The organism is Pokkaliibacter plantistimulans (assembly GCF_003194385.1).
In the GTDB taxonomy this organism is placed as follows: domain Bacteria; phylum Pseudomonadota; class Gammaproteobacteria; order Pseudomonadales; family Balneatricaceae; genus Pokkaliibacter; species Pokkaliibacter plantistimulans.
This window is the reverse complement of sequence record NZ_LAPT01000001.1, coordinates 1-13,154: the sequence shown is the minus strand read 5'-3', so window position 1 is coordinate 13,154 and position 13,154 is coordinate 1. Positions and strand designations below refer to the sequence as shown.

At 51.4% G+C, this 13,154-nt stretch carries 10 protein-coding genes, 1 tRNA gene and 1 pseudogene; 5 read left to right on the top strand and 7 right to left on the bottom strand.

Annotated features, from left to right (window positions below):
• Position 1: 1 nt before the first annotated feature.
• The 3 genes and pseudogenes from WH50_RS00055 (at position 2) to WH50_RS00050 (ending at position 4,231) form a co-directional block, all read left to right on the top strand.
• Positions 2-1,294: a dihydrolipoamide acetyltransferase family protein gene (locus tag WH50_RS00055; RefSeq protein WP_110185488.1), complete on the top strand. Its 1,293-nt coding sequence runs from the start codon at positions 2-4 to the stop codon at positions 1,292-1,294.
• A gap of 290 nt (positions 1,295-1,584) precedes the next feature.
• A pseudogene (locus WH50_RS26780) lies at positions 1,585-1,730 on the top strand (integrase core domain-containing protein); the annotation flags it as partial.
• Positions 1,731-2,593: 863 nt separating this feature from the next.
• Positions 2,594-4,231 carry an electron transfer flavoprotein-ubiquinone oxidoreductase gene (locus WH50_RS00050; protein ID WP_207780113.1) on the top strand — a complete coding sequence of 546 codons (1,638 nt, stop codon included), beginning with the start codon at positions 2,594-2,596 and terminating at the stop codon, positions 4,229-4,231.
• 252 nt (positions 4,232-4,483) lie between these two features.
• Here WH50_RS00050 and WH50_RS00045 read toward each other — a convergent pair whose 3' ends face one another.
• The 3 genes from WH50_RS00045 to WH50_RS00035 all read right to left on the bottom strand — a co-directional run bounded on the left by WH50_RS00045 (position 4,484) and on the right by WH50_RS00035 (position 6,005).
• Positions 4,484-4,966, bottom strand: a complete 483-nt coding sequence (locus WH50_RS00045; RefSeq protein WP_133251206.1) for a LexA family protein — start codon at positions 4,964-4,966, stop codon at positions 4,484-4,486.
• A gap of 170 nt (positions 4,967-5,136) precedes the next feature.
• Positions 5,137-5,559 carry an immunity protein Imm33 domain-containing protein gene (locus WH50_RS00040; RefSeq protein ID WP_110185485.1) on the bottom strand — a complete coding sequence of 141 codons (423 nt, stop codon included), beginning with the start codon at positions 5,557-5,559 and terminating at the stop codon, positions 5,137-5,139.
• 113 nt (positions 5,560-5,672) lie between these two features.
• Positions 5,673-6,005 (bottom strand): hypothetical protein, encoded by a 333-nt coding sequence (locus WH50_RS00035; protein ID WP_104154133.1) that lies wholly within the window; start codon positions 6,003-6,005, stop codon positions 5,673-5,675.
• Between the two features lie 437 nt (positions 6,006-6,442).
• On the opposite strand from WH50_RS00035, the gene WH50_RS00030 reads away from it, so the two are divergent.
• Positions 6,443-6,519: transfer RNA gene (locus tag WH50_RS00030), tRNA-Pro, on the top strand.
• A 244-nt stretch (positions 6,520-6,763) separates the two neighbouring features.
• Here the strand turns inward: WH50_RS00030 and prpC are convergent.
• The 4 genes from prpC to rlmKL all read right to left on the bottom strand — a co-directional run bounded on the left by prpC (position 6,764) and on the right by rlmKL (position 12,325).
• A complete protein-coding gene (gene prpC, locus WH50_RS00025) occupies positions 6,764-7,894 on the bottom strand; it encodes a bifunctional 2-methylcitrate synthase/citrate synthase (protein ID WP_110185484.1) in 1,131 nt (376 codons plus the stop codon).
• Positions 7,895-7,995: 101 nt separating this feature from the next.
• Complete coding sequence (prpB, locus tag WH50_RS00020; protein ID WP_110185483.1) at positions 7,996-8,901, bottom strand: methylisocitrate lyase; 906 nt, start codon at positions 8,899-8,901, stop codon at positions 7,996-7,998.
• A 58-nt stretch (positions 8,902-8,959) separates the two neighbouring features.
• Positions 8,960-9,664, bottom strand: coding sequence for a GntR family transcriptional regulator (locus WH50_RS00015; RefSeq protein WP_110185482.1), 705 nt, complete (start codon positions 9,662-9,664; stop codon positions 8,960-8,962).
• Between the two features lie 486 nt (positions 9,665-10,150).
• The gene (rlmKL, locus tag WH50_RS00010) at positions 10,151-12,325 is read right to left on the bottom strand and encodes a bifunctional 23S rRNA (guanine(2069)-N(7))-methyltransferase RlmK/23S rRNA (guanine(2445)-N(2))-methyltransferase RlmL (RefSeq protein WP_110185481.1); all 2,175 of its coding nucleotides are present in this window, start codon (positions 12,323-12,325) and stop codon (positions 10,151-10,153) included.
• A gap of 454 nt (positions 12,326-12,779) precedes the next feature.
• On the opposite strand from rlmKL, the gene rmf reads away from it, so the two are divergent.
• Positions 12,780-12,986: a ribosome modulation factor gene (rmf, locus tag WH50_RS00005; protein WP_104154138.1), complete on the top strand. Its 207-nt coding sequence runs from the start codon at positions 12,780-12,782 to the stop codon at positions 12,984-12,986.
• The last annotated feature ends 168 nt before the right edge of the window (positions 12,987-13,154 follow it).

Here is a 13,154-nt window from a genome sequence, read left to right as displayed (position 1 = left end):
GATGGGCTCGATGATTAACGTCAGGCTGCCTGCCGGTCAGCTGGAAGGCACCGCGGCCACCCTGCTCAACTGGCTGGTGCGTCCCGGTGAAAAAGTGCAGAAAGATCAGCCACTGGTGGAGCTGGAGACCGACAAGGTCACCATGGAAGTCGCTTCACCCGCTGACGGTTTTGTGGATCAGCTACTGCTGGATGCCGGTGCAGAAGTCACCATGGAAAGCATTCTGGCCATTCTCAGTGATCAGCACGCGGACGACTTCGCTGCACAAGCGCCGACGACAGCACAACCCGCTGCGGCAGATACGCTGGCCGCCAGCGCAGTGGAGCCGTCGACCCGCCCCCCGCTGCTCAGCCCGGCCGTGCGCAGGCTGGCCAAGCAGCACCAGCTCGATCTGCATCAGCTGTCCGGTTCCGGCAAAGGGGGGCGGATCACCAAGAGTGACGTACTGAACTACCTGAGCAGCGCACAGACTAAGCCGTCTGCAGCCGCCAGCACACCGCAGCAGACCATGCCTGCCCTGACTCAGCCCGTTCAGCAAACGGCACCACAGAGCACGGCAACCCATGCTGCGCTGGAGCAGCCTGCCGCGACCGGCAATGCCTCCAGCCTGCGCCCGCATACACCAATGCGCAAACGCATCGCGGAACATATGGTCGACAGCCTGTTACATACCGCACCGCACGTCACCAGTATTTTCGAGCTGGACATGACAGCGATTCAGCGTCACCGCGCCGCCAATAAAGACGAGTTTGCCCGACAGGACGTCAAGCTGAGCTTCACCCCCTACTTTGTCGCCGCGGCCGTCAAGGCGTTGCAGCAGGTGCCCGAGGTCAACAGCCAGTTTCACCCTCACGGGCTGGAACTGTTCCATGACTGTAATATCGGCGTCGGTACGGCACTGGGTAATGACGGTCTGGTGGTGCCGGTTATCCGGCAGGCACAGGATCTGAACCTGCTGGGGATTGCCCGGCGTCTGCAGCAGCTGACCCAGGCCGCCTACGAGGGCAGCCTGAAACCGGCAGACATGAAAGGTGGCACCTTTACCATTTCCAACCATGGTGTCAGCGGTTCGCTGGTCGCCACGCCGATCATCATCAATCAGCCACAAACGGCGATTCTCGGTATTGGCAAGATGCAGAAACGGGTGGTGGTCAAAGAAGTGGACGGTGTCGACACCATGGTGATCCGCCCTATGTGTTACGTAACTCTGACCATAGATCACCGCGCGCTGGATGGCTATCAGACCAACACCTTCCTCAGTGTGCTGGTCGATATTCTGGAGAACTGGCGTTAACTCGCAGCTCACGACGTGAGCAACTCACGCCTCACGCCATCAATGAACGACTTCACTCGCAAACAGGTTTGGCATGTCTGCGTGTGATTCCCTTTGGCCGGTCCTGTCATCGGCCTTTTTTATTTCCGTATCCCGTCCTGAATAAGGCTTACACCTTCCATCCCGCCTTGACGGAGAATTCGATGGTACAGGGTGTGAAGCGCAGTCAACGAGACTACTCACTGGCTTTTAAATTAGCGCTCGTTGATCAGATCGAAAAGGCGAACTCACCTATAAGCAAGGAGCGGTAAGGCATTCTCAAGTCCGAGCTCTTGCTGCATAGCCCTGACCATCTGTAGCAGGCGAGGAATATGATTGATGAGGCTGTGCAGATTTACTATATGGAACGGCTGCATATGGCCCTGAAAACAAAACGCCCAATGTGGTGCATCGGGCGCTGCATGGTCGACCGACCTATCTGATCAGGTGTAGACCTATTTCAGGACTAGACAAAGAAAAGCAGAAACTAACCTGACCCAGGCTCAAGGCCCATGAACTCTAGGCTGCAGCAGGTTATCCAAAGATAATGTGGATAACCTTGTGGAAAGAGTTATGAATACGTCATTTAAAGCCCGAGTTCATGGCAGCACCAACAAACTGATCATTTTTTGATCAGTTTTTAAGCCTATATAAATCAGATATTTAGAAAACCAAATAGCTTAGACAGCAATTTCTTGCAACACTTGGCGACTGAGAGTTGAATATACTCTTCAAAGTGATCAGAAATTAACACACCCGCTTTTGTGGTGGATAAATACAGAAGTCAAGCACTTTTCTTGAATAAAATTGATGTAAAAGTACTTGACCTTACGACCCGTTGAAGCCTCCGTAAGAGCGGAATACCTGGAAAGGTGACCCTGCTTTTTATTATAGCAAGGCAGCCTAAAAGATTACTTGACAGCGATACGGCGCTATTGCGACAGACTTGCCTGACTGCTGAGAGGCAACTGAACCAATGCTGCTGGCTAAGGCAAACAGCAGCGCATGCCGATCTGACGCATAACGTCAGCTATAGATGGCGAGTACTAGTCTGTATGAGAAATACAGCGATACCAGCTACAGCGCTGTCCAGAGCATCTAAGCACTGTTTTTTAAACGATTTTGTCAGAAGCCTCGCACCATTATGTTATTGCCTGCTCAGGGTGCGGAAGGTAGTCTCGGGCAAACTTTAAAAGTGTGCGGCGCATAAGCTGCACAAGCTACATCAGTCACGAGCAATGAATAAAAAGAACCGGAGGGTGAACCGTGGAACGTGAATCAATGGAGTTTGATGTTGTCATCATTGGTGCTGGGCCCTCTGGGCTCTCAACTGCATGCCGCCTGATGCAGTTAGCCAATGAGAAAGAGCAGACTCTGAGTGTATGTCTGGTAGAGAAAGGCTCAGAAGTCGGTGCCCATATTCTCTCTGGCGCAGTGCTTGAACCCAGAGCACTGAATGAACTCTTCCCCGACTGGCAAGCCAAAGGCGCTCCACTTACCACCCCCGTTAGTGATGATGAAGTCTACTTTCTCCGCGATGCAGAGAAATCGGTAAAGACACCACATGCCGTCATACCCAGCACCATGACCAACCATGGCAATTACATCATCAGCCTTGGCAACCTCACCCGTTGGCTGGCGACCCAGGCGGAAGAACTGGGCGTGGAAATCTTCCCGGGCTTTGCTGCGCAGGAGCTCATCATTGAAGACGGCGTCGTCAAAGGCATCATTACAGGTGATATGGGCATCGCTGCTGACGGCACGGAGAAAGATGGCTACATGCCTGGCATGGAGCTACGCGCCAAATACACCGTCTTTGCCGAAGGCTGTCGAGGGCATCTGGGCAAACGCTTGATCAAGCAGTTCGCTCTGGATCGTGACGCAACGCCTCAACACTATGGCATCGGTATCAAAGAATTATGGGATATCGACCCTGCCAAGAGCCGGCCAGGCCTGGTTGTCCACACAGCAGGCTGGCCACTGGAGGAAAATGGAGCAGCAGGAGGCTCCTTCCTCTATCACCTGGAAAACAATCAGGTGGTTGTCGGTCTGATTACGGACCTCAGCTACAGCAACCCCTACCTGAGCCCCTTTGATGAGTTTCAGCGCTGCAAGCATCACCCTATCCTGAGTAAGCATCTGGAAGGTGGTAAGCGGGTAGCCTATGGTGCCCGTGCCATTACCAAAGGTGGCTTCAATAGTTTGCCGAAAATGACCTTCCCGGGTGGGCTGCTGGTAGGCTGTGATGCAGGCACGTTGAACTTCGCCAAAATCAAGGGCGTACATACAGCCATGAAATCCGGCATGGTCGCCGCTGAGACGTTATTTACAGCACTGGCACAGGGTGATGAAGGAAGCCGCGAGCTGACCGAATATACCGAGAACTTCAAGGCCAGCTGGGTTTACGATGAACTCTATCGCGCACGCAACTTCGGACCCGCACTGCATAAATTCGGCACCTATCTGGGTGGCGCTTTCAACTTTATCGATCAGAACATTTTCAACGGAAAAATCCCGCTGACACTGAAAGATGAAACCGAAGACTACGCCCAGCTAAAGCCAGCTGCCGAATTCACTCCCATCAGCTACCCCAAGCCTGACGGCAAACTGAGTTTCGACAAATTGTCATCGGTCTTTCTGTCCAATACCAATCACGAAGAAGATCAGCCTTGCCACTTGCGCCTGAAAGACCCAGCCATCCCCATCAGCATCAACCTGCCGCGTTTTGCAGAACCAGCACAGCGATACTGCCCTGCAGGGGTGTATGAGGTCGTTGAGCAAGATGATGGAGGGAAGCGCCTGCAGATCAACGCTCAGAACTGCGTGCACTGCAAGACGTGTGACATCAAGGATCCATCGCAGAACATCGACTGGGTGCCACCAGAAGGTTCAGGCGGCCCCAACTATCCAAATATGTGACGCAGTAGTCGTTAGCTCATCGTTCTAACAGGTTGTTGAAAAACGTTATCGAGGCCGCCGAGACAAGGAAATACCCCGAGGGCACAAGAAACAGGCGAAAAAGCGGAGTTTAGTGAGCTAAATGAGCATTTTGAGCCTGTTTTTGACGCGGTATTCGGCAACGCAGATAGATTTTCAACAGCCTGCTAAGGCTAACGGTTGCGAGCCCTGTTCAGCCAGGGTTCGCACTATCACTGACAACACAACCAGCAACTACTTAAGAGCATGTATCACGCGCGTCACGACACCCAGAATCTGGAATGACTGACCATCCTCAATCGGCGTCCCCACAGATTCCGGATCATCTACCCACAGCCAGGGTCGCCCCTCTTCATACTCCAGTCGTTTGAGGCTGACGTCATCCTCAAAGTGAACTAGCACGAGATCCCCTCTCTGAGCCTGCATGCGGCCGTTCAGTATCAGTACATCACCGTAGCCGATGCCAGATGGCAAGCAACGCTCAAAGGCTTCATAGACGAAATCATGGCGGTCTCTTTTCAGATAGCCAGACAAGTCGAAGCTCTGCTCCTCTTCCCCTGACTCTTCGTCCACACCCACGCTGCTAAAAACAGGCAACATCAACTGGGCTGGCTTAAGGCTCCAGATACCAGCTGGGCGCATTGATGACTTTCTGGCACGTTTTACCATGACCAGACCTTGAGGGACTTCCATTGATGGCAATTGAGTCTGTTGCATATCTGACCTCCAACTACTGGACAAATATACACATCTTTTAGTAAATCACAAATTTTACTGGATATAAAAACAGCAAACCCAGCAGGAGCTGGGTTCACATTTCGCTGACACATTCATTCAGCGCAGGCTAGAAACTGTCAGGAAGCACCTTCATGCTCTTTACAGTCAAGTCAGGCAACAGGCTTCGATTCATCTTCATCTGCAAGCTTACTGGCAGCCTCGACGATATCGTTAGAAATCCAAACTTCGACATGATCGCTGGGAATTTTGTAGTCATGCACACGCTGCCAGTCACTGCCAGGAGCCCGCTCCCAGACTGTTCCTGCGTTATATTCCAGCAGATCGGCAAGTGACTCATCCCGAGAACACAGGGCATCAATGGGGTAGACCACCATAGCATCGGCGTCATGCAGCATTTCTTCGTCCTCGTAACCCGAGTACATGCGCCAGCCGGTGTCATTCAAATGCGCGGGAACCGTCTTGTACATAAAGCGTACAGGACATGCTTCATCACCAAAGCAAAGCCTGGATACCAGTGCCAGAAAACCTTGCTTAGTCTGGCCTTTTTCTGTTTCGTCGCCTCTCGCCGTCACGTCTTCAAACCTCTCCGGTAGCGTCGTTTGCCGGGGCTACTATACAGCCTGTCCCGTGCCTGTAAACCCCGGTACGCCCCGTGGTGACTCACACCGAGCCATGATGTGACTGACTACTTCATCAGATTTATTCGATATCCCAGCTGACCTTTGAAAGTACTGCTCAAACGCCAAGCAATCCTGTCTCCCCTTCCTGAAGTATTACCCTCGGGAATGGTTTCCTCTATCTGAACTTTTTCAGCGAGTCCTTTACTGGCGAGGTTGGCCAGAATCTTCTCCAGTCCGCGACGGGACAAGTCTGTATGAGCGATCATTTCCCTCATCAGCGCCTGTTCATGCTCCATCAGATAAGCAATAACCAGAGACGCATGGAGAGTCAGTACACCTTCTTCAGTTAGCATGGTAGCGATTTCTACAAAATGCTGAATCTTCTTGTTACGTCGCACACTAACCACCTTTTCTTTCTAGTTTCGGAAGCGGCTCAGAACAGCTGTTCACTAATTGAAAAACTACTCAGAAAACCGTTAAAACCATATTAGACACAACAAAGTAGGGACAACCACCTTCAGATCGCGCTTAGGAAGAGTTGATTGGAAGAATGACGTCAGAGTGACAGAACATCCCGTATTCTGACCCAACTCTTATAGGAACCTGATGGACACTCAGGCAATAAGAGCCATTGGCGTAATGCATCCTGCGACGCCTTTTGACGGTAATATCCCGGATCACCTTAGGTAACCCTACCCCTTAAAATGACCAGACTTATGGCTATCCTTCAAGTAACGGAAAAAGTCAAACAAACACTTTTTCAAACAACAGGTTATCTTGCAATGCAAGAGCGGATGAATATACTTGGGCAGATCATCACTTCTTGGTATCAGATCGGAGAGTAGCTCAGCTTGGTAGAGCACTGCCTTCGGGAGGCAGGGGTCGCAGGTTCGAATCCTGTTTCTCCGACCAGACTACTGTTTATCCCTGTCTATATCTGTCTACAAAATCCCTTGTAAAGCCCGCCGCATGCGGGTTTTCTTGTCTCTTTCTGTATATCCCTGTCTCCCCTATAGCTACTCTCCGTGTATGCCTATGAGGTTCAAAGCGTCCGCATACGGCTAACTGCACACCAGATGCACGAGCGCACCTGACAAATGTAAATATGGCAGGATTCTATGCCTGCCATTCTGTAGTAAACCTGAGGTTCAGCGCGTTAATCGCGCTTATCAATATCTACCCATGCTTCTGCTTCTGGGCCCGTATAGTTTGCACTGGGCCGAATAATACGATTGTTGGCACGCTGTTCCATCACATGTGCAGCCCACCCCGTCAGACGCGAACATACGAAAATAGGAGTGAAGAGCTTGGTTGGAATACCCATGAAGTGGTAAGCCGAAGCATGGAAAAAATCGGCATTACAGAATAGCTTTTTCTCACGCCACATCACTTCTTCGCAGCGCACAGAGACTGGATACAACACCTTGTCCCCCACCTCTTCTGCCAATTGCCCGGACCATTTTTTGATGATTGCGTTGCGTGGATCACTCTCACGATAGATGGCATGACCAAAACCCATCACCTTCTCTTTTCGTTCCAGTTTACCGAGCAGCGCCTGTTCCGCCTGATCTGGGGAGGCCCAGTCCTGAATCATTTCCATCGCAGCTTCGTTGGCACCACCATGCAATGGGCCACGCAACGTGCCAATAGCCGCAGTGATACAGGAATGTATATCGGACAGGGTCGACGCACAGACTCTCGCTGCAAAGGTAGAGGCATTGAATTCATGCTCTGCATAAAGAATCAGCGATGCGTGCATGACTTTGACATGCAGCTCCGAAGGCTTCTTACCATGTAACAAGTGCAGGAAGTGAGCGGCAATAGAGTCATCGTCGGTCGCTGTTTCGATACGGATACCCTCATGACTGAAGCGGTACCAGTAATTGATTATCGAGGGAAATACGGCCAGCATGCGATCAACACTATCATGCTGTCCGGAGAAGTCATGTTCTGTCTCCAGGTTGCCCAGCATCGAGCAGCCTGTACGCATGACATCCATAGGATGTGCATCAGCGGGAATCAACTCAAGCACCGACTTTAATGCTGCGGGCAATGCACGCAGGCTTTTCAGCTTACTTTTATACGCGGATAACTCGGCCCGGTTGGGCAGTTTGCCGTACAACAGTAAGTAGGCGACCTCTTCAAACTCTGCCTTATCAGCCAGCTCAGCCATGTCGTAACCACGATAGGTCAAGCCCGCCCCCGTCTTGCCGACGGTGCACAAGGCAGTATCACCCGCCACCTGACCACGCAAGCCAGCCCCACTCAGTTGTTTCGCTTCAGCCATGGAGTTTCTCCTTATCATCATGTCCGGTCTCGGCCGGCTGTGAGGACATCCGGGCTGCTGCAGAGCAGCCCCGCAGATGCATTAGTTGTTGTTATATCGATCTACTTATTTTTACCCTGGGCAAAGAGCGCATCGAGCTTCTGCTCGAAACTGTGATAGTTGAGAAAGTCGTACAGTTCCATCCGGGTCTGCATCAGATCAACGACATCCTTCTGATCCCCTTTCTCCAGAAGATTCTGATACACCTTCAGCGCCGCCAGATTCATTGCCCGGAATGCGGATAACGGATAGAGCACCATGGTGGCACCATGCGCTGCCAGCTCGTCCTTGTTGAACAGAGGCGTTGCGCCAAACTCAGTAATGTTGGCGAGCAAGTGGGCACCACCTAATCCATCGGAGAAGGCTCGATAGTCTTCCAGCGTGTGTACCGCCTCAGCGAAAATGCCATCAGCACCGGCCTCCAGACAGGCTCGTGCCCTGTCGATCGCAGCATTCAAGCCATCTTTCTGGAAGGCATCCGTTCTCGCCATGATAAAGAAGCTGTCATCCTGGCGAGCATCCACCGCTGCCTTGATCCGGTCTACCATCTCTTCCTGGCTGACAATTTCCTTGTTAGGACGATGACCACAGCGTTTTTGTGCTACCTGATCCTCGATATGAACGGCGGCGGCACCGGCACGTTCCATTTCCTTGATGGTGCGGGAAATATTGAACGCCCCCCCCCAACCGGTATCGATGTCGACCATTAGCGGTGTCTGCACAGCAGCAGTAATACGCCTGACGTCTTCCAGCACATCATTCATGGATGTCATACCCAGATCAGGCAGACCGTAAGAAGCATTTGCCACACCACCACCAGACAAATAGACCGCCTGATGGCCTACGCGCTCAGCCATCATGGCGCAATAGGCATTGATGGTGCCGACAATTTGTAAAGGCTTGTTGTTCTCCAGTGCAGCACGAAAACGCTGACCGGCAGACAATCTGGATGTACTGGAATTGCTCATCTTTGTCCTACCTGTTGTTGACCTTCCCGCTGTGGGTAGTTACTGAAGATCATTGTTATTACTGGGACTCTTGCAGCTGCTGCTCTTGCAAGCGCTGCTCAACATTCTTTCTTGAATTGCTGACATGACGACGCATCAGAATCTCAGCCAGCTCACCATCACGCTGAGCTATGGCTTCAACAATGTTGCGATGCTCAAACAAGGCCTGCCGTGGCCGGTTACTGGCGGCACTGAACTGATAGCGATACATACGCACCAGGTGATAAAGCTCACCACCGAGCAACTCAATCAGCTTGGTGTTTTTACTGCCCTGAACGATACGATAATGGAAGTCCAGATCGCCTTCCTTCTGAAAGTAGGACCGATTCTCCAGCAGATCGGGGCTGGTCTCGTGATGCTCAATCAGCTGCCTCAGGCTGGCGATTTCAGCGTCCGTCATGTTCTCGGCAGCAAGGCGAGCCGCCATTCCTTCCATTGCTTCACGGATGTAATAGATTTCCAGCAACTCTTTTGTCGACAATGACACCACTCTGGCACCGATATGCGGTATACGCACCAACAAGCGCAAACCTTCAAGACGGCGAATGGCCTCTCGTAACGGACCACGACTGATACCGTACTGCCGGGCCAGCTCAGGCTCGCTAATCTTGTATCCCGGTGGTAGCTCACCTTTGACGATAGCCGTCGCAATTTGTTCAGATACGCGATCTGCCAGGGTGCGGGCTTCAATCTTTATAGGCTCAAGCTCGATAATCTTCGCCATACACATTCTCAGATTGTCGACAATGTTCAGTCCGGCAACTCTATACTCCTGAATTTTTGGGGTCAACTGCTGAAAAGGTCAAATTGTCGACATTAAACGAAAGTAGCATCTGCTTACACTTTGCGCGTCAGCAGGATCAAAGTTAAGCCAAAACCCTATAAAACCTGAAGTCTGCTAATAGCCTATAGATTTTTTAGGCTGAGCCAAGATGGTAATCGGAGCGATTAAAGAGATAGCAGACAGCAAATGTGTCGACACTTTCTGCTGTGATACGGTAAAAGCGTCTGTGAATCAGACAGTTTCAGCCAAGACGGCAAGATGACGCTCAAAACGTGGCTAGAATAATCAGGCAGGTATCTGAACGCTCTGAGCGTACAGGTATAGAAGACATAGGCAGGAGATATATTTGCGATAGCATCTGCTACTGCAGATGCTATCAAATCATGTAAGAGGATAATTCAATGGCTGGATGCCAGGAGCGCCCAACTAGTGCGCTTTTCTGATTTCAAAACACTGGTGAATTTTCTCATTGCGAGCAAAATCCGGGTCCAGTGACGCCTTGGTAACATCTTTGATCTGCAGATTCGCCAGTGACTCATAATCCATCTTGAAAGTCCGCAGATTATTGGAGAACAGCAACACCCCATCATCAGACAGCAATCGCACAGCTTCACGAATCAGCCGTACATGATCACGCTGGACATCCAGCACATCGAGCATACGCTTGGAGTTAGAAAAGGACGGTGGATCCATGAAGATGACATCAAACTGATCCTTGCACTGCTTCAGCCAGTTAAAACAGTCATCCTGAATAAAGTGATGGAAGCGCTCACCAAAACCATTCAGTGCCATGTTTTTTCTGCCCCACTCCAGATAGGTTTTGGACATGTCCACACTGGTCGTGGAGCGCGCACCGCCCTTCGCAGCATGCACAGTGGCAGTGGCGGTATAGCAGAACAGATTCAGGAATCGCTTACCTTTACTGATCGACTGCAGCTGCGTACGCGTTGGCCGGTGGTCAAGAAACAGCCCGGTATCCAGATAATCGTGCAAGTTCACCAACAACTTGCAGCCTGATTCAATCACCTCCAGCAACTCACCTTGTTGCCCAAGGCGCTGATATTGATTCGTACCAGACTGGCGCTGACGCTGCTTGAGAACAATCCGCTCCGGAGCAACACCGGTAACCACAGGCAGCGCCGTTATCACCTCCTCCAGGCGTCGTTGTGCCTTTTTCGCATCTACTGACTTGGGCGGCGCATATTCCTGCACGTGTAACCAGTCACGATACACATCCACCGCCACCGCATACTCGGGCATATCGGCATCATAGAGGCGATACGCATCAATCTTGTTGCGCTCAACCCATTTGCTCATCGCCTTGAGGTTCTTGCGAACCCGGTTAGCAAACATCGCTGCGCCTTCGGAAAGGTCCTCGACCGCTGCAGCTGACGTCTCTACTTTGGCTTTAGATGGGGAGGTAAAAATATAAGGTTCAGATATGTCAAACAGCACGAGTTCACAAGGAATCGCACCATTGAAAAACTTGTATTGCTTGGTTGAACGCAACCGCATCTGTTTGCAGAGATCGGGATTGCCGGTGAATACGCCCGCATACCACCCTTTAAACTGATCGATCAGGCGGTCGCCAAGTGAACGATAGAGATGTACCAGCACAGGAACATCACTGAGACGCTCACCGTACGGGGGGTTGCAGACTAACAGCCCAGGAAGATCGTCACTGACATGGCTAGGCTTGACCAGTTGCCCCACTTCACGCACGGAGACACGTACCCACTTCTCCAAACCAGCACGGGCAATATTGGCCTCGGCCACGTTAATCACTCGCGGGTCCTCATCGTAACCACGAATTTCTGCACAGCCCCGCAGCAGTCCTGCTTCCTTACGCTCGGTAGCCTCTTTCCGCAGCTGCTGCCACAACGCGGCCTGATGTTGCTTCCAGTTATTGAAGCCATATCGCCAGCGTGCGAGGCCGGGGGCAATGTCCAGAGCCATCAATGCCGCTTCTACCAATAGGGTGCCAGAGCCACACATCGGATCGATTAAACGACTGCCTTTCTGACCCAGCTCAGACCATCCGGAACGCATCAGGATGGCAGCGGCAAGGTTCTCTTTTAACGGCGCAGCGCCACTTTCCTGCCGATAGCCACGGCGATGGAGGCTATCTCCGGAAAGGTCGATAGATACTGTTGCACGATGTTTGAACAAACTGGCGGACACACGCAGATCAGGTGCCTGCGCATCAACGCTAGGGCGCTTGCCTGTCAGATCACGTAACTGATCGACAATGGCATCCTTCACTTTTAGTGCACCAAAATGGCTATGACGGATATCTTCTGCACGACCGTTGAAATCAACGGCCAGCGTCCCATCAGCTGCCATATGCTCCATCCAGTTGACAGATTTGACACCCTGATACAGTTCATCGGCACTGCTTGCATCCCATTCATTAAGAATCAACAGCACACGGTTGGCCAGACGAGACCACAGGCAGATGCGATATCCCAGCTCAATCTCTCCGTGACAGAACACCCCGGCGACGGTCTGTTTGACTGAGGTGCCGCCCAGCTCCAATAACTCATTCTCAAGCAGCAACTCCAGCCCTTTCGGACAGGTAACAAGGTATTTGTGTTCTGACATGTAAAGACTCGTATCCAGAGTACAGATGAAAACAGATGCGGATCGCAGATTGGCAAACTGGCTTCTACAGCGGATTATCGCGACCCACTTCGGCGGTTCACGCCGGACTGACAATGATACTGGACGAAGGCGTCGTCACCAAGAAACCGTTTGATATTCCCTTCGGCTGATCAACTCAGAGCCTGAGCAGCGCAATTATGAAAAAAAATCGTGATCTGACATATCTGGCAGCAATTTGAAAAAACCATCTCAAGCGATTGATATTATTGAACAATCAGGGTCAAACAACGACTGAAATCATAACGGACAGGCTTTTTATAACGCATATTTATTCGACAACGATTTTACAAAGCTGCTAAAAAACGATGACAGCGCTTTTTACCGCTGTTCAAGCGCTGTGCATCGCGATGTTCATATCGCCCTGCTGTCAACCTGAAAATGAGGTCACACGGATATGAAAAGACAGAAACGCGACACGTCCAACCGTATGTTTTCACGCGGTTATCAGGCCGGTCTTGCTGGCAAATCCAGAGATATATGCCAGTTTACCAAGTTAGACCAAAGGGCTAACTGGATGACCGGGTGGCGCGCAGGCAGGGAAGACTATTGGAACGGTATGGAAGGCGTATCCGCAATTCACCGCAATCCGATGATCGTTTAACCCCTCAGGCATATCAGATTTGTAAACAACATTTCCCACGGTAGTAACTTCATTAACCGCAACCACCAGAGCCGCAGTGCTCTGGTGCCCTGCAGCCCAAAGACACTCCACTATTTAAATCGATCTTAGCCTTAGCAGGCTGTTGATAAACGTTATCGAGGCCGCCGA